Source organism: Halorussus sp. AFM4 (assembly GCF_051194995.1).
Classification (GTDB): Archaea; Halobacteriota; Halobacteria; order Halobacteriales; family Haladaptataceae; genus Halorussus.
In genome coordinates this window covers 269,353-286,135 of record NZ_JBNTJT010000006.1, presented here as the reverse complement: position 1 = coordinate 286,135, position 16,783 = coordinate 269,353, and the positions used below count along the sequence as shown (strand labels likewise).

Here is a 16,783-nt window from a genome sequence, read left to right as displayed (position 1 = left end):
GGGTCGCGCTGGCCGAGCAGGGCAACGACGTGCTGCTCATCGACCTCGCGGGCAAGCAGGGCGACCTCGTCAAGCACTTCGGCCGGTGGGAGACCGTCGAGCGACAGATCGCCGAGGACGACGACTGGCCCAACATCTCCACGGTGTTCCAGGACCAGTGGGGCGCCATCGCCGAGAAGCTGGGCGGGGCCGCGGTCGAGGGACTCGTCCTCGAGACCGACGAGGGGGTCGATCTCATCCCGGCCCACCCGGGCCTCGACAGCCTCGACGCCGAACTTGGCAACATCGACGACGCCCACGACCGCTACTCCCGGCTCGACGCGTTCCTCGACGAGTACATCGAACCGCTGGGCTACGACGCCATCCTCATCGACCTGCCGGGGCTGACCAACAACGTCAGCTACAACGGGCTGTGGGCCGCCCGGAACGTCATCGCGCCGGTCGAGATGGGGCCGTTCGAGTCCGAGCAGGCCGAGGCGCTCCGCGCGGACCTGGAGAAGATCGGCGCCAACTTCGACGTCGACGTGCGGCTCGCGATGGTGCTGCCGAACAAGGTCGACACCCGGACCAAGCTGGCCGAGGAGTACCTCGCCGACTTCGAGGCGGCCTACCCCGACGCCTTCGTCTCCTCGCACGTCCCGGTGAGCCAGGACATCCGGAACGCGGCCGAGTCCGGCCGGACCGCGTTCGCGCTGGAGGAGCCGTCGACGACCGCCCGGCGCGCGCGCGAAGCGTTTCTCGACATCGCCGAGACGCTGACCGAGCGGCTGGAGCGCGCCGAACCGCGCACGGTCGCCGGGGGTGAGACCGCGTGAGCGACCCGGACCTCGAGGAGCTCCGCCAGCAGACCCAGCGCACCGACCGGCTCGCGGAGTCGGCCGGCGGCGACGACGGGACCGACGACCTGGTCGAGGACCTGGTGGACGCGCTGGCCGCCATCGACTCGGGCGAGCAGGCCAAGACGTTCGCGGCCCGCGACGAGTCGGTCACCGCGCTGCTCACCACGCTGGCCGACCGCGAGGACGACCTCGAGGCGGTCGGCACCTCGCTCCAGGGCGCGCTGGGCCGGGACGTCGACCGCGACGCGCTCGACCGCAGCGAGATCGTCCGGCTCGCGGTCCGCCTCGGCCTCCGGGAGGCCGCGCCGGAGTACCTCGATTTGCTCGCCGACGCGTCGGCCGAGTACGCTCGCCGGAACTTCTGAAGTCCGTTCTTCGACGTTTTCGAATTCGTTTGCCGTTCCGTTTGCGGTTTCCCTTCCGTTTACGTTTTCGAAAACGAGCGCTGTTTCCGGGCTCGTTCGTCTCCAGTGCACTGCTCGACTGGTACTCAAGTCGTCTGCGCGGTGGTTGTCGAGACTCCCTCGATTTCGAAAACGCAAACGCATTCGATTTCGTTTACGAAAGTGAACTCGTTAACGGAATCGAAAACAGTAGCGGAATCGTAACGCCGTCTCGTGGGTAAAGCGCTGTAACTCCGTCTTCCCGAAGACCACGTGCCGTCGCTATGGAACGCATACGTAAACGAACACGGAAACGATTCCGTAAACGAAAGCGGCCGCCGCCCCGGGAGGTCGTTGTTTTCCGACAGGCGAGGTAGAGATTGATAAGCGATGGCGACGTACGACCCGACGTGACCGACGACGCGCCGACGTTCGACATCCCGCGCCGGCCCGAGCGGGTCTACCCCCGCGACGGCGGCGTCGAGTACGAGGGCGGCACCGTCTTCCGGCTCTCGCCCGACGCCGAGCGGTCGGAGTCGGACCTGGCCGGGCTCGTCGAGCGCGTGCTCGACGGCGAGCGGTACACGTACGGCGACTGGTTCGAGCTGCCCGCCCCTGTCTACCTGGTCCACGACCGGCGCCACTCCACCGCGTTCCGTGTCGTGATCCGGTACGGGGACGTGGAGCTCCACGTCCTGCCCGACACCGTGCCCGAGGCACTCGAGGGGCTGTACGCCCGGCTCTGCGAGGACGGCGACTGCGACTGGCGCGTCGACTGCGAGACGACCCGCCCCGACTGAGCCCCGGACCGCCCCGTCGCGTACCGCACCGCGCAGACCGGCGCGGTAGCTTTTTATCGTCGCCGCGACACCGGACCCGTAATGACCCTGCCCACGACCGACGACGCCCAGCTGCGGACGAGCGACACCGGAGCCGAGATGTGGGAGTTCGCGGAGGACGCGGACCCCGCCGAGGCGCGGCGGGCCTACCCCAGCGGGTGGCTCTGGGTGACCGGCGAGGACGCGGTCCGGTCGCTGCTGGTGGCCTTGCTCGACGCCGACCCCGACGCCCGCTACGGGTTCGACGACCTGGCGTCGCGCGTGGACGCCGACGACGCCGCGGTCGAGCGCGGCATCGACGCGCTCATCTCGCTCGGCGTGCTCGTCGCCGACGAGGGAACGTACCGCGTCAACGAGCACGCGATCGTCTACCACGCGGCGGGCGAGCTCTCGAGGGCCGTCGAGGCGACCGGCGCGCCCGACGACGAGTCGGGCCTGGCGTACCTCGCCCGGCTCGAATCAGTGCGGCTGATGCTCGACGCGCTGCTGGAGGCCGACCGCGACCGGTCGCTCACCCAGGAGGACGTCCACCTGCTGACCGGCGTCTCGCGCAAGCGGGTCTGGCTCCACGTCGAGAAGCTGGTCGACCTCGGCGTGCTGGAGGAGACCGGCGACGAGTACCGCCTCGGCCCCGAGAGCCCGATCCTCCGGCTGGTGCAGTCGCTCGACGCGGCGGTCGTCGGCGCCACGCTCGCCCCGTCCCACCCCTGAGGCGTCCCCGGTCGGTCGTCCCCGTCCGGTCGTTTCCTGTGACCTTCGGCCGTCGGCGGTCCCCGGCGGTCAGGCGGTCGCTTCCTGCGTCAGGTCCACGTACTGGGCCTCCCACTCCCGGCGGGCCTCGATCTCCCTGTCTCCCCGGCGGGTCAGCGTGTAGTAGTTGGTGCGGCGGTCGCGCTGGCCCTTCTCGACGAACCCCTTGTCGACGAGCGTGTCGAGGTTCGGGTAGAGCCGGCCGTGGTGGATCTCCTTCTCGTAGTAGTCTTCGAGTTCGTCCTTGATGGCGAGCCCGTGCGGTTCGTCCAGCCCCGCGATGACGTACAGTAAATCTCTCTGGAAGCCTGTCAGGTCGTACATCGTCTCCCCTTTTAGACCGGAACCTTCCTATCGGGAAAAGGATGATGGCCGTTTCGAATCCCCGGAACTGTCACGACCGCGAGGCGGTAGAATCGCGGGACGCTATCGGCCTCGGTCGGTTAAGCATTCCATACTCACCGATTCGACCCAGGTGTCGGCCACCGTCGAGTCGCCGGTCCGAGACGCGCGTGGGATGCCAACGAGGCGCAAATGGTCGCCGTCCGACACCGCGCCCGCCAGGTCGTGTTCGAGCAGCACCGGCAGTTCGTCGTCGCCGTCGGGGTCGCGGACCGTCACCTCCTGGGCATCGACGTACTCGCTGGCCTCGGACTCGAAGGAGAGGTAGCCCACCGAACTGCACCGGGGGCACTTGGCGTTGGTCCGGAACTCCCGGCCGGACTGGGGGACGTGGCGGGTGACCTCCTCGCACTTGGCGCACCGGAACGCCGCGCGCACGACCTTCGGCCGGAGCGGTCCCGCGTCGGTGACGACGCAGCGCATCGTGTGGAGGCTGTTGAGGTGCTCGGCACGGAGGTCCGCCAGCGCCACCTCGCTCTCGCCCGGGAGGTCGCAGACCCGGAGGTAGACGTCCCGGAGCTCCCGGTCGGTCTCGCTCGATAGGAACCGCGAGAGCGCGGCCTTCCCCGCGCGCAGCGCCTCGTCGGGGTTCGCGAGCAGCGGTCGGACGAACCGGTAGTCGTGGCCGAACCGCTCGCAGCTCACCGACAGCGCCCGCTCGTCGGGGTACCGCTCCGCGAACCGACGGACCGACTCGCCCCGGTCGCGGTACACGTACTCGTACCACTTCTCGGTCAGGTCGCCGCTTCGCACTGACATGGAGGTCCGTTCCCCCGCGTCGGTCTTTGTTACATGCCTCCTGTCCGCGGGCGGACCGGTTTAGCGGCGGCCTGCGGTCCCGGCGCCCTCCGGCGGTTCGCCCTCCGTTTTCGTTTACGTTTACGGATTCGTTTCCGGAATCGTGTTCGAACTCGGTCCCCGCCAGTCCGTCGATGCGGCTCACCGCCCCACGTCGGTTCGTGGCACACCCGTCTTTATGGCGTCGCACGTGCCACGGACTATCATGTCATCTCCCCCCGCGGACGGCTCCGACTTCGAGGCCTACCAGGAGACGGTCGGCATCGACGCGCCCGACGACGCGGCCCACGCCGATTTGGCGGCGGACCTCCGGTCGGCCTGCGACGGCGAGGTCCGGTTCGACGAGTACAGCCAGATCCTCTACGCGACCGACGGCAGCATCTACCAGGCCCGGCCCGCCGGCGTCGTGTTCCCGAGGAGCACGGCCGACGTGCGGGCGGCCATGGAGGTCGCGGCCGACCACGACGCGCCCGTCCTGCCCCGCGGCGCCGGGTCGTCGCTGGCGGGGCAGGCCGTGGGCCCGGGCTGTGTCGTCCTCGACTTCACCAGGCACATGGATTCCATCCTCGACGTGGACGCCGACGCGCAGCGCGCGACGGTCCAGCCCGGCGTCGTCCAGGACCACCTCGACGCCCGGCTCGCCGAGGACGGCCTGAAGTTCGCGCCCGACCCGGCCTCGTCGAACCGCGCGACCGTCGGCGGGGGCATCGGCAACAACTCGACCGGCGCCCACTCGGTCCGGTACGGCATCACCGACGCGTACGTCGAGTCGTGCGAGGCGGTCCTGGCCGACGGGACGACGATCCGCGCGCGTGAGGTCGAACTCGACGGGCCCGAGTGGGAGGAGATCGTCTCGGGCGACGACCGCGAGGCCGACCTCTACCGCACGGTGCGGGGGCTCGTCGAGGACAACGCCGAGGAGATCGAGCGCCGGTACCCGGAGCTCAAGCGGTCGGTGTCGGGGTACAACCTCCACAAGTGCGTGTACGTAAACGAAAACGGAAACGAATGCGTAAACCTCTCGAAGCTGCTGGTCGGGGCCGAGGGGACGCTCGGCGTGGTGACCGAGGCGACGCTCTCGCTGGTGTCGAAGCCCGAGTCGACCGCGCTGGCGCTGTACTGCTTCGAGGACCTGCTGTCGGCGATGGAGGCGGTGCCGGTCGCGCTCGAGTTCGACCCGAGCGCGGTCGAGCTCATGGACGAGGAGGTGTTCCGGCTCGCCAGGGAGTCGACCGAGTACGCCGAGTACGCCGAGCCCATCCCCGACGAGGCGGCGGCCGCGCTGATGCTGGAGTTCGACTCGGAGGTCCGCGACGACCTGGAGGAGGCGGTCGCGGAGACCAACGCCGAGTTCGTCCACGCGGGCGCGGCCTTCGACGTGCTGGAGGCCTACGACCACGAGTCCCAGGCCAAGCTCTGGAAGCTCCGGAAGGCCGCCATCCCGCTGCTGATGAGCATGGAGGGCGACCCCAAGCCCTACCCGTTCATCGAGGACGCCTCGGTGCCGCCCGCGGAGCTCGCCGAGTACGTCCAGGGGTTCGAGGGGGTACTGGAGGCCCACGACACCTCCGCGGCGTACTTCGCCCACGCCGGCAGCGGCACCCTCCACGTCCGGCCGGTGCTCAACCTCAAGGACGAGGAGGGCGTCGAGAAGATGCGCTCGATCGCCGAGGACGTCACCTCGCTGGTGCTCGACCACCGCGGGTCGTTCTCGGGCGAGCACGGCGACGGCCTCGCCCGCACGCAGTTCAACCCCAAGATGTACGGCCCCGACCTCTGGGACGCGTTCAAGCGGCTCAAGACCGCGTTCGACCCCGACTGGCGGATGAACCCCGGCAAGGTCGTGTTCAGGGACTCGCCCGACGACTACGGCCCCGACTCCGACCGCGCGGTCGGGGCGGACATGCGCGAGCACCTCCGGTACGGCCCCGCCTACTCGTCGCTAGAGCCGGCGACCGAGCAGGACTTCTCGGACGACGGGGGCTTCTCGCACCTCGTGGAGCTCTGCAACGGCTGCGGCACCTGCCGCCAGACCGACTCGGCGGTGATGTGCCCCTCCTACCGCGGGATGGACGACGAGATGGCGACCACCCGGGGTCGGGCCAACATGCTCCGGGCGGCCATCTCGGGCGAGCTCCCGCCCGAGGAGCTGTACACCGAGCGCTTCCAGAAGGAGGTGCTGGACCTCTGTCTGGGCTGCAAGGGGTGTCAGAGCGACTGCCCGACCGGCGTCGACCTCGCGAAGCTCAAGGCCGAGGTCAAGCACCGGTACCACCAGCGCGAGGGGGCGGGCCTCCGCGAGCGCCTCTTCGCCGAGGTCGACCGGCTCGCCGCGGTGGGGTCGGCGCTCGCACCCGTCTCGAACTGGCTGGCCGACCTCCCCGGCTCGGGCGTCGTCGCCGAGAAGGCGCTGGGCATCGCCCGCGAGCGCGACTTCCCCGAGTTCGCCGACCAGTCGTTCGCGGCGTGGTTCGAGGCCCGCGGCGGGCCCCGGATCCCCGAGGCGGAGGCGACCGACCGCGTGCTGCTCGTCCCCGACACCTACACCAACTACGTCTACCCCGCGACCGGCCGGGCCGCGGTGCAGGTGCTGGAGGCCGCCGGCGTCCGGGTCGAGGTGCCCGACGCCGACCCGAGCGGCCGGCCGGCCTACTCGGAGGGGTTCCTCGACGTCGCCCGCGACCGCGCCGAAGCCAACGTCGACCTGCTGGCGCCCCGCGTCCGGGAGGGCTGGTCGGTCGTCTACCCCGAGCCCTCCGACGCCGCGATGGTCCAGGACGAGTACCGCGACCTCCTCCCGGACTCGCCGGACGTCGAGGCGGTCGCGGCGAACGCCTACGGGGTCTGCGAGTACCTCGACACGCACCACGCCGGGACGGTCGACTTCGCGGCGCCCGACCGCCGGCTGGCCTACCACGGCCACTGCAACCAGAAGGCGCTTGGCACCGCCGGCCACGCCGCCGCGGTGCTCTCCCGGGCGGGCTACGACGTGGCCGCGCTCGACTCGGGCTGCTGCGGGATGGCCGGCAGCTTCGGCTACCACGCCGAGCACTACGACCTCTCCCAGTCCATCGGCGACATCCTGCGCGACCAGATCGCAGAGGCCGACGCCGACGAGGTGGTCGCGCCCGGCGCGTCCTGCCGGTCGCAGCTCGAGACCCGGCGTCCGACCCACCCGGTCGAGGCGCTGGCCGCGGCGCTGCCCGACTGAATCCGGGTCGGCCGGTCCCCTCGTCCGGCGGCCAAAAAACGTATAACGCGGCCGCGGACCGATTCTCTCCGGTGATAATCGCTGGCTAACTTTAAACGTCTGGGCTGCGAAAGCCACGACAGTAGCGAAATGCAACCGATGGAAATCGCCTACGTGGTCCTCAGCGCGACCCTGGTCGTCGTGGGCCTGACGCTGGTCGGCATGGCGGCGCGGGCCTACATCCAGACGGAGAATCGAGCGATGCTGCTGCTGTCGATCGGCTTCTCGTTCGTCGTGGCCGCGGCGGTCGCGACCACCTTCAGCGCGTTCCTGACCGACTTCTCCCGGAGCCGGCTGCTGCTGACGGTCAACTACGCGGTCACGACCATCGGCTACGTCTTCATCGTGTCGAGCGTCCGGGCGCAGTAGCGCGCTCTCGAACCCGAACCGTCCGCTTCCCCCTCTTTCTCGGTCGGCCGCCCTGCCGCCTCGGAAACCTACTTGCCGCGGGGCGTCCTGGGTCCGGCCATGACCGACGCTGCCGAGTTCAAGCGACGGCTCGCCGACCGCGACCCCGTGGTCGGCCACTGGCTCTCGATCGGCCACCCCGCGGTCGCCGAGGTCTGCGCCCGCGAGGCCGACTTCGCGGTGGTCGACACCGAGCACGCACCGACCGACCTCGAGTCCGTGGCCAACGTGGCTCGGGCGGTCGAGGCCGCCGGCGGCGACCGTCCGGAGGCCGACGGCCCCGCCCTGGTCGCGCGGGTCGCGTGGAACGACCCCGTCCGGATCAAGCGGGTGCTGGACACCGGCGTTTCCGGTGTCCTCGTCCCGATGGTCGAGACCGGGGCCGAGGCCCGCGAGGCGGTCGAGGCGACCCGCTATCCGCCCGAGGGCGTCCGGGGCATCGCGGCGTCGCGGGGCAACGACTACGGCGAGGACCTCGCCGAACAGGTCGCGCGCGGCGGCGACCACGTCGCCACCGTCGTCCAGATCGAGTCCGACCGCGCGGTCGAGAACGCCGGCGACATCGCCGGGGTCGAGGGCGTCGACGCGCTGCTCGTCGGGCCGGCCGACCTCTCGGGGTCGATGGACGTCTTCGGCGAGTACGATTCCGAGGCGTTCCGCGGAGCGGTCGAGGCGGTGCTCGACGCGGCACACGCCGAGGACGTCCCGGTCGGGACGCTGGCGACGAGCGACGAGGACATCCGGCGCTGGGCCGACTACGGCTACGACTACCAGATCGTCGGCGTCGACGCCGGCTACCTCGCAGAGGGCGCAGCGAGGGCCAGGAGTACCTTCGAAGACTCGATGCGATGACCGCGACCCCTTCCGCCGTCGCGACGCCGGACCTGACCTGCTACCGGTGCGGCGCGACGGCCGCGTTCCCCGACCGCAAGCGCTGCGAGTGCGGCGAACCGCTCTGGTTCGACACGGACGACGCGGCGGCCGACTTCTCGTGGCCGGAACAGCGCGCCGGTCCCCGGTCCGACGCGGGGCGCGGCGTCTGGCGCTACGCCGACCTCCTGCCGGTCGGTCCGCCCGGCGATACCGCCGAGGGCACACGGGAACCAGAGCCCGCGGGAGTCGCCGCGGCCGCGGGCGACACGCCGCTCGTCCGGGCGGCCGGCCTCGACGCCGACGCCGGGTGCCGCCTCTGGCTGAAGGACGAGACCGCGAACCTCACGGGGAGCTTCAAGGACCGCGGGAGCGCGGTCGGCGCGGCGTGGGCCGCGGCGGCGGGCCGCGAGTGGCTCGGCACGGTCTCGCACGGCAACATGGCCGTCAGCGTGGCGGCCAACGCCGCCGGCCTCGGCGGGGACGGCCCGAACGCGCTCGTGCTGGTGCCCGACGACATCTCGGCCGAGCGCCTCGCGGCCATCGACCAGTACGACCCCGCGGTCCTCCGTGTCGCCGGCGACTACGGCCGGCTCTACTACGAGACGCTGGCCGCCGACGCGCCGGTCGCGTTCGTCAACTCCGACACGCCGCTCCGGGTGGCCGGCCAGAAGACGACGGCGCTGGAGATCTGCGAGGCGTTCGAGCGCGACGGCGCGGCGTCCGCGCCGGACGCGATCGTCCTGCCGGTCAGCAGCGGCGGCCACGCGAGCGCGGTCTGGAAGGCCCTCCGGGAACTCCGGGCCGCGGGCCTGCTCGGCGAGGCCGACCTCCCGCGGCTCTACCTCGTGCAGGCCGCGGCCTGCGCCCCCATCGCGGCGGCGTACCGGGAGGGCGCCGACGATGTGACCGCCGCTGACGAGACTGCCGAGACGGTCGCCTACTCCATCGCCAACCCGGACCCGCCGAGCGAGACCAGGGCGCTCGCGGCGGCCCGGGAGACCGGCGGCGCCGTCCTCTCGGTCCCGGACGACGAGATCCGAGACGCGAAGGCGTCCCTCGCGGCCGAGGCGGGCTTCTGCGTCGAACCCGCGTCGGCGACCGCGCTGGCGGGCGTCCGGCGGCTCTCGGACCGCGGCGACCTCGCGGCCGACGACGAGGTGGTCGCGGTGCTGACCGGGACCGGATTCCGGGAACTCAGCGCCGGCGGCGAGCCCCCCGAGGCGATCGGGCTCGACGACCTGCCCGAGCGGCTCCGGTCGCTCACCGGGTAGCACGTGACGGGACGGCGGAGGCGAAGCCGGCGGTGCGACCGCCGCCTACCCGCTCTCGTCGGCGTAGATCACCTCCACGATCTCGCGGCGGTCGCCCTCGGGGTCGTCGCTCTCGTACTTGTAGCGGACGCCGTCGGCCTCGTCCTCGGTGACGCGGTGCGAGCCGTCGCAGAAGGGGTAGTCCTCCGAGAGCCCGCAGAGGCAGACCGCGACGTCGCCCTTCTCGTCGTCGATGTCGCTCTCGTCGATCCTGAGCGGGCCGGTCGCCTCGTGCGTGACTTCGCGGGTCATGCCCCCGGTTGGCACCGGAGCGTCGTAACCCTTGCTCCGGTGGTGCTGGGCCGGTCGGGCCGCGCCGCGACCCCTCACTCCCGCTCGTAGGCGCCCCGTCGCTCCAGTTCCCCGCGCTCGGCCAGCACCTCCGGGGTCCGGCACACGCCGGGCGCGCCGGCGACCTGCGGGACGGTGCAGTTGTTGCAGTTCTCGCAGACGGCTTCGGCCTCGTCGGCGTCGAGCAGCCGGGCGGGGAGCCGGGGTTCGGCGTAGAACGGGCGGGCCATCCCGACCGCGTCGCAGACGGGCCCCGATTCGGCGCCGTCGGCGCCCAGCAGGTCGTCGATCTGCTCGCGGGTCCGGACGCCGCCCTCCAGCAGGACCGGCACCGACACCGCCTCGCGGGCCCGCCGCGCCAGGTCGGCGTTCCACGCCGGCTCGAAGCCGTAGGCGACCCCCTCGATCCGGTTGGCGGCCGCGACCAGCGCGGCCCTCCACCGGCTCCCGAACGCCGCGACGTACCCCTCGCGGAACCGCTCGTCGCGCCACGCCCGCTCGGGGAACCGGCCCCGGACGATGCTCATGTCCCAGAACGTCGAGACCCGGACCGGGACGACCGCGTCGTAGCCGATGCGGTCGAGCCGGGCGCAGAGGTCGACCGCGTCGTCGGCGGTGAGCCGCCGGCGGACGAACGGCGGCGCCTCGGTCTCGGCGGGCACCTTGGTGACCACCGGGAGGTCGCCGGCCCGCGACCGGATCTCGTCGTGGACGACTTCGAAGAACCGGACGCCGTCGGCGAACTCGTCGCGCCGGCGGTTGTAGAACGGCGAGAGGAACTGCTGGAGGATGCCCATGTTCGCGCCGCCGAGGTGGATGCCGTCGTAGCCCGCGGCGGCGGCGTTGGCGGCGCACCGCCCGAAGTCGGCCGCGAGCTCGTACACCTCGTCGGTCGAGAGCACGCGGGCGTCGAGGTCGAGGAACCCGAGCCGGTCGGCGAGCCGCAGTGGCCGGGGCGGCTCGGACACCGCGAGCTGGGTCAGGTCGGGGTTGGCCCGACGGTAGCCCCGGTGCCAGGTCTCCAGGCTCCGCAGCCCGCCGTGGTCGAGCTGGACGAAGACTCGCCCGCCGTGGTCGTGGACGGCGTCGGTGAACGCCGACAGGCTCTCGGCGAACTCGGGGTCTGCGAGGCTCGTCATCGACGGCGCGACCCGGCCCCCGGTCTCGCGGACCGGCGACGCGCCCTGGAAGACGAGGCCGGCCCCCGCGGCCGCGGCGGGTTCGAGTTCGGCCGCGAGCGTCTCGGCGGCGTCCGGTCCCTCGCCGGCGCACTCGAGCAGCGGTGCGCGGTAGAGCCGGTTCGGGAGCTCGACGCCGCCGATTTCGAGGGGAGATTCGAGTTCGGGCACGCTGTGTCGGTCGTTCGACGCGTTCGAGCTAAAGCGTTGGGCCGCCGCGGCGCGTGTTTACCAGTCGGTAAAACTTTATCGGCGGAGGCCGTACAGCCGACCGGCATCGCAGGGATGCCCCGGAGGGCAGACGCGGCTCGCCGCCGGTGGTTCACAGTTGAGGTGTTCTACGGCTGCCGCGTCGGCCCCTCCCGAGGGACGTTTTCGCTAAGAGTACTCGTCGTCCGATTGTGCGGTCCCGCAGACGTCGAACGGAGCCGCCGCAGAACTCGGAACGTCGCTACAGCACGAACGGCCCGCGCTGGCGGATGGGCTCGCCGTGGGGACGGCCGGAGACCGCGACGACGCGGAACCCCTCGTCGGTAGCGAGTTCCACGTCTCGACCGTCGGTGACCGGGAGGACGTCGCCCTCGCCGAAATCGCGCCCGTCGACCGTCCCCTCCCCCGCGACGCCGTAGCAGAAGCCCGCCCAGTCGTCGGGCATCGACCAGGACCACGCGTCGGTCACGGCGACGTCGAGGTACTCCGTCGGCGTCCGGAGCGAGAGCGGCGACCCCTCGCCGACGACCGTGGTCACGCTGGCGCCGTCGCGCTCCTCGGTGGGCAGCTCCGCGGGCTCGGCGTCCTCGTAGTCGGGCTCGGCGTCCTTCTCCGCGCGCGGGAGGTTCACCCAGAGCTGGAGCCCGTTGCAGGCCGCCCCGTCGGCCGGCAGCTCGGAGTGCTCGATGCCCCGTCCGGTGGTGATGCGCATGGCCGCGCCCTCCCTCGCGGTGTGGGCGACGCCCAGCGAGTCCTCGTGGGCCATCGCCCCGTCGAGCATGTACGACACGATCTCGAAGCCGCGGTGGGGGTGGGTCGGGAACCCCGTGTCGGGCTCGATGTAGAAGCGCTCGAAGAGGACGAACGGGTCGAGGTTGTGGGGGTAGTTGCTCGTCGGGAACGCGCGGTTCGAGTTCACGCCGGTCCCGTGCCGGACCGTCTCGCCGGCCACCGGACCGCCGGGGCGCTCGCCCGTCCGATCGGACTGGCTCATACCCGCGCTTCGTTTACCGTCCGGTAAAGGCTGTCGGAGGCGGTCGGATTCCCCGAGTCCGGTGACCGGCCGTCCGTGAACCGGTGGCCCTCTCCGCGGTCGCTCCCCTTTTACGTCGTTCTACCGAACGGTAAACCGTACATGGAGAACGACATCTCGATCGACGCCGACTGGAGCGCGCTCTACGTCGACGGCGAGTGGACCCCGAGCGAGAGCGGCGAGACCCTGGCGGTCGAGGACCCCTCGACCCGCGAGGTCGTCGCGGAGGTCCCCGCGGCGACCGAGGGCGACGTCGACGCCGCGTACGAGGCCGCCGCGGCTGCCCAGGAGGAGTGGGCCGAGCGACCGCCCGCCCAGCGGGAGGCGGTCGTCCAGGAGTTCCTCCAGGCCCTCCAGGGGTACGGCGACGAGATCGCCGAGCTGCTGGAGTACGAGGTCGGCGGGTCGGCCATCATGGGCGAGACCTCCGTCCAGATCGCCTCGGATCACGCCGCGGAGGCGGCGACGCTGCCCCGGCGGATGAAGGGCGAGCACGCCGACTCGAACATCCCCGGCAAGGAGAACATCGTCCAGGTCCGACCGAAGGGCGTCGTGACGGTCATCTCGCCGTGGAACTTCCCGCTGAACCTCTCGATGCGTGCGGTCGCGCCCGCCATCGCGGCCGGCAACAGCGTCGTGCTCAAGCCCTCGACGAACTCGCCCATCACGGGCGGGCTGCTGTTCGCCAAGCTGCTCGAGGAGACAGACCTGCCCCCGGGCGTGCTCAACGTTGTCACGGGCAAGGGCTCGGAGATCGGCGATCGGGTCGCCAGCCACCCCGAGAGCGACGTCGTCTCGTTCACCGGCTCGACCGAGGTCGGCCAGCACGTCGCCGGGCTCGCGGGCCAGAACCTCGCGGTGCCCGCGATGGAGCTCGGGGGCAACAACGCGTTCGTCGTCACCGACGACGCCGACATCGACCGGGCCATCGACGGCGCGACCTTCGGCTCGTTCGTCCACCAGGGCCAGGTCTGCATCTCCATCAACCGCCACATCGTCCACGAGGACGTCTACGACGAGTACGTCGAGAAGCTGACCGAGCGCGCCGAGAGCCTGCCGACCGGGAGCGCCCACGACGAGGACACCGTCGTCGGGCCGATCATCGACGAGTCCCAGCGCGACGAGATGCTCGACTACGTCGGGCGCACGGTCGAGGCGGGCGCCACCCTCGAAACCGGCGGCGAGACCGTCAGCGTCGAGGAGACCGACGACTCGCTTGTCGTCGCGCCCACGGTGCTCTCGGACGTGACCAACGACATGGCGGCGGCGTGCAACGAGCACTTCGGCCCCATCGCGCCGGTCATCCCGTTCTCGGACGTCGACGAGGCCGTCGAGATCGCCAACGCCACCGAGTACGGCCTCTCGGGCGCAGTCCACGCCGGCGACCTCGAGACCGGCAAGCGCATCGCCGAGCGCATGGAGACCGGCAACGTCCACGTCAACGACCAGCCGATCAACGACGAGGCCCACGTCCCGTTCAGCGGCACGAAGGCCTCAGGCGTGGGCACCTACAACAGCGACGCGTTCCTCCACGAGATCACCGAGACGAAGTGGATCTCGCTCCAGCGCGAGCCGCGCGACTACCCCTTCTGACGCGGCCGGCCCCGTTTTTTCGGTGGCTCCCGGGCGGTGAACTGCGTCGGCCGGCGCTCGCCTGTTCCGATACTGCTCTAGAATCGCCATTCAGGTTATCTTCCCTCGGCTGACGCGGTGCTCAAGCGATAGATTGTATCACCACCGAAAGGCTTAACTCCCCGTGCACCGAATTATTACATAGAAGAAAACGCCGTAATGAAATCGACGCTTTTTTCTATCAATTCCGCATAGCTACTGCTCCGGCGTTCGGACGTGCCGGACTCGGACGTTCAGACGGACGAAGTGCGCGAAGGCCGCCACTAGTGACGCCCGACGGACCGTCCGCCGGGCCGTCGAGCACCCCGACAGCCGACAGCACACCCATGCCAGAGACATCTACGGAAGCCGCCGCCGACGTACCGCCGACCGACTCGCTCACCGACCCCGAGAGGCTGCGCGACCGCGAGGGCGTTCGCTTCACCGAGGAGACGGTCGTCCGCGAGGACCGCGACCACTGCGCGACCGACGTCGCCGGCAGGGCCGTCGTCGGCCTCACCGACGGCGCGGGGGCGGTCCTGCTGGCGATCCACGAGACCGACGCGGTCGGAATGCTGCCCCACGGCCCGGTCGACCCCGGCGAGGACTGGGCCGAAGTGGCCCGCGACACCGTCGAACTGGTCACCGGTGTCCCCTTCGAACTCGACGGTGTCGAAGTCGTGCGTGGTCTCGACCACGTCGCCGAGGACGAGGACGAACCTCACGCGAGCACCTACAACGTCGTCTTCCGGGCGTCGCTGGCCGACGAGGCGGCACGCGCGACGGACCCGAGCCTCGACGAGAACGACCACTGGAACGCCGACTGGTTCGATTCAGTTCCGGACGACCTGCTCCCGGACGACGGAGGCCGGGTGGCGGACGACGTTCGGTTGTTCGTGGACTGAACCCGGCGCACGACCCCCGACCGTCCTCCCGTTTCCGTTTACGAAGACGCAAACGTTTGCGGAAACACTCGATTTCAGCCCGACACCGTCGCGTTCCTCGCGCACGAGTACCGGAGGAGCTCGACCCGGTTCGTCGGCTCCGGGCCCTCCAGCCGGACCGGCTGCTCGACGTAGTAGAGGCCGAGCCGCTCCACGCCGACCGTGTGGGTCGCGTTCCACTGCCGGCAGAGGTAGTCGGCGAACGCCGGTCTGATTGGTGCGCCCGCACTCGCCCGGAGGTCCATCATGTACTTGAACCACCTGACGTTGCGGTAGCTCCCCGCGACGTCCGGCGGCTCGCTCCACCGGACCGGCCGGCGGTGGAACACGTCGACGCGCTCGCCCGACGCCAGTTCGCCCGGGACCACGTACCAGCCGTCGGTGGTCCGGGGCTCGGGCGCGAACATGTCCCAGCGGTACTCCTCCGGATCGACCGACTCGCTGACCGCGTCGGGCATCGCGACGTAGCCCAGCGTGGCCGCGTTCCAGAGGAGGACGAGCGCGAGCAGGCCGGCGACCACCGGCGGTCGGGCGCGGCGGGCCCACCGCGCGATCGCGGCCGGTGGGGCGCCGATCCGCCGTTCCGGCAGGAGGCGGTCGATCCCGGCCGGCACGTCGGCGGCGATTACCCGCCGGCCGACGCCGGACTCGCGGACCCGGGCCGCGGCGGCGTCCCAGAGGACCGGGGGCAGGAACGCGAGCAGGGCCGCGATGGAGATGAGCGGGAAGACGGTGATCTGCATGGTCAGCGCCATCCCGAGGTGCATCCCGGCGAACAGCCCGGCGAACGCGGCCCGGGCCCACCCGGTCAGCAGGACCAGCCCGACCGAGGTTATCAGGAGGCCCAGCCAGAGCCTGTCGAACGCCCGGAGCGCGGTCGGGTAGGTGGCCAGCAGATCGCCGAGGCCGGTTGTCAACTGGTCGAGGCCGAACACGTACAGGATGGCCTCGCCCTCGACCCAGAGGTCGCCCCGGAGCTTGAACAGCGCGTTCGCGGTGTAGACGATGACGACCTGGAGCAGCAGGGCGGCCGACGCGATTCCGGCGACGCGGTCGGGGCGCGCACCGTCGCCTCCGGCGCTTGGCTCTCGGCCGGCCCGGAGCGCGTCGACCGACCACCGCCGGCCGAGCGGCAGGAACAGCCCCCAGAACAGCAGGCGGCGGAGCAGCGAGTCGCCGCCGTTGAGCAGCACCGGGTTCCGGGCGTGCAGCGACACCAGCAGGACGAACGACACCGCGGTCGCGAGCCTCGTCCGGTAGCCGGCCGCGAGCGCCGCGGCCGCCGCGCCGGCGAGCAGGAACAGCCCGGCCTGGAACCACGCCGACCCGGAGAGGGCGTGTATCGACAGCGAGGCGATGGCGCCGAACTGCTCGCGGAGCACCGCCCGCGGGAGCACCCCGGCGTCGGTGTAGAAGGCGACGAGGTCCCGCGACCGGAGCGCGAGGTCGACGAGCAGCAGCAGGCCGAGCGCGACCCGGAGCGCGGCCAGCGCCCGGGCGTCGACGCCGAACCGGCGGGCCAGCCCGGTCCGGCCGCGCCGGAGGGTCGCGCGGAGGGCGGAGGAGTCCATGATACGCGGGGTTGTCAGGTGCGTCTTGTAAACGTAGCGGAGCGCCGGCCGCCGGCGGTGGAGTCGGCGGGGGTCGACGGCAGTCGGTCCGGC

16 protein-coding genes are annotated in these 16,783 nt (G+C 71.3%); 10 read left to right on the top strand and 6 right to left on the bottom strand.

Annotation, left to right across the window (positions count from 1 at the left end; all coding sequences use genetic code 11):
- The 4 genes from ACQUQF_RS23915 to ACQUQF_RS23900 form a co-directional block, all read left to right on the top strand.
- On the top strand, positions 1 to 815 hold an 815-nt coding region (locus tag ACQUQF_RS23915), incomplete at its 5' end, for a ParA family protein (protein ID WP_435181912.1).
- On the top strand, positions 812 to 1,204 hold the full coding sequence (locus tag ACQUQF_RS23910; RefSeq protein ID WP_435181910.1) for a hypothetical protein: 393 nt from the start codon (positions 812 to 814) through the stop codon (positions 1,202 to 1,204). The genes ACQUQF_RS23915 and ACQUQF_RS23910, both read left to right, overlap by 4 nt.
- Before the next feature lie 428 nt (positions 1,205 to 1,632).
- Positions 1,633 to 2,022, top strand: a complete 390-nt coding sequence (locus ACQUQF_RS23905; RefSeq protein WP_435181908.1) for a hypothetical protein — start codon at positions 1,633 to 1,635, stop codon at positions 2,020 to 2,022.
- An 81-nt stretch (positions 2,023 to 2,103) separates the two neighbouring features.
- Positions 2,104 to 2,772 (top strand): hypothetical protein, encoded by a 669-nt coding sequence (locus ACQUQF_RS23900; protein ID WP_435181906.1) that lies wholly within the window; start codon positions 2,104 to 2,106, stop codon positions 2,770 to 2,772.
- Positions 2,773 to 2,841: 69 nt separating this feature from the next.
- On the opposite strand, the gene ACQUQF_RS23895 is transcribed toward ACQUQF_RS23900, so the two are convergent.
- Together ACQUQF_RS23895 and ACQUQF_RS23890 are read right to left on the bottom strand one after the other, a co-directional pair.
- Complete coding sequence (locus tag ACQUQF_RS23895) at positions 2,842 to 3,135, bottom strand: PadR family transcriptional regulator (protein WP_435181905.1); 294 nt, start codon at positions 3,133 to 3,135, stop codon at positions 2,842 to 2,844.
- A gap of 102 nt (positions 3,136 to 3,237) precedes the next feature.
- Positions 3,238 to 3,972 (bottom strand): hypothetical protein, encoded by a 735-nt coding sequence (locus tag ACQUQF_RS23890; RefSeq protein ID WP_435181904.1) that lies wholly within the window; start codon positions 3,970 to 3,972, stop codon positions 3,238 to 3,240.
- Positions 3,973 to 4,216: 244 nt separating this feature from the next.
- Here ACQUQF_RS23890 and ACQUQF_RS23885 point away from each other — a divergent pair, with 244 nt between their 5' ends.
- The 4 genes from ACQUQF_RS23885 to ACQUQF_RS23870 all read left to right on the top strand — a co-directional run bounded on the left by ACQUQF_RS23885 (position 4,217) and on the right by ACQUQF_RS23870 (position 9,813).
- The gene (locus ACQUQF_RS23885) at positions 4,217 to 7,222 is read left to right on the top strand and encodes an FAD-binding and (Fe-S)-binding domain-containing protein (protein WP_435181902.1); all 3,006 of its coding nucleotides are present in this window, start codon (positions 4,217 to 4,219) and stop codon (positions 7,220 to 7,222) included.
- A 129-nt stretch (positions 7,223 to 7,351) separates the two neighbouring features.
- Entirely contained in the window at positions 7,352 to 7,630 is a 279-nt protein-coding gene (locus ACQUQF_RS23880) for a DUF7521 family protein (RefSeq protein WP_435181901.1), read from the top strand.
- A 99-nt stretch (positions 7,631 to 7,729) separates the two neighbouring features.
- Positions 7,730 to 8,521, top strand: a complete 792-nt coding sequence (locus tag ACQUQF_RS23875; protein WP_435181900.1) for an HpcH/HpaI aldolase family protein — start codon at positions 7,730 to 7,732, stop codon at positions 8,519 to 8,521.
- On the top strand, positions 8,518 to 9,813 hold the full coding sequence (locus ACQUQF_RS23870; RefSeq protein ID WP_435181898.1) for a threonine synthase: 1,296 nt from the start codon (positions 8,518 to 8,520) through the stop codon (positions 9,811 to 9,813). The genes ACQUQF_RS23875 and ACQUQF_RS23870 overlap by 4 nt, the downstream gene beginning before the upstream one ends.
- Before the next feature lie 45 nt (positions 9,814 to 9,858).
- On the opposite strand, the gene ACQUQF_RS23865 is transcribed toward ACQUQF_RS23870, so the two are convergent.
- The 3 genes from ACQUQF_RS23865 to ACQUQF_RS23855 form a co-directional block, all read right to left on the bottom strand.
- A complete protein-coding gene (locus ACQUQF_RS23865) occupies positions 9,859 to 10,104 on the bottom strand; it encodes a CDGSH iron-sulfur domain-containing protein (protein WP_435181897.1) in 246 nt (81 codons plus the stop codon).
- A 74-nt stretch (positions 10,105 to 10,178) separates the two neighbouring features.
- Positions 10,179 to 11,492: an NADH:flavin oxidoreductase gene (locus ACQUQF_RS23860; protein WP_435181896.1), complete on the bottom strand. Its 1,314-nt coding sequence runs from the start codon at positions 11,490 to 11,492 to the stop codon at positions 10,179 to 10,181.
- A 280-nt stretch (positions 11,493 to 11,772) separates the two neighbouring features.
- A complete protein-coding gene (locus ACQUQF_RS23855) occupies positions 11,773 to 12,525 on the bottom strand; it encodes a pirin family protein (RefSeq protein ID WP_435181895.1) in 753 nt (250 codons plus the stop codon).
- Positions 12,526 to 12,666: 141 nt separating this feature from the next.
- Between ACQUQF_RS23855 and ACQUQF_RS23850 the strand changes: the two genes are divergently transcribed.
- Both ACQUQF_RS23850 and ACQUQF_RS23845 read left to right on the top strand, forming a co-directional pair.
- Positions 12,667 to 14,157, top strand: coding sequence for an aldehyde dehydrogenase family protein (locus ACQUQF_RS23850; protein WP_435181894.1), 1,491 nt, complete (start codon positions 12,667 to 12,669; stop codon positions 14,155 to 14,157).
- A 365-nt stretch (positions 14,158 to 14,522) separates the two neighbouring features.
- Positions 14,523 to 15,080, top strand: a complete 558-nt coding sequence (locus tag ACQUQF_RS23845; RefSeq protein ID WP_435181892.1) for a hypothetical protein — start codon at positions 14,523 to 14,525, stop codon at positions 15,078 to 15,080.
- Between the two features lie 74 nt (positions 15,081 to 15,154).
- Here the strand turns inward: ACQUQF_RS23845 and ACQUQF_RS23840 are convergent, their stop codons facing one another.
- Positions 15,155 to 16,690: an HTTM domain-containing protein gene (locus ACQUQF_RS23840; RefSeq protein WP_435181891.1), complete on the bottom strand. Its 1,536-nt coding sequence runs from the start codon at positions 16,688 to 16,690 to the stop codon at positions 15,155 to 15,157.
- Positions 16,691 to 16,783 lie beyond the last annotated feature (93 nt).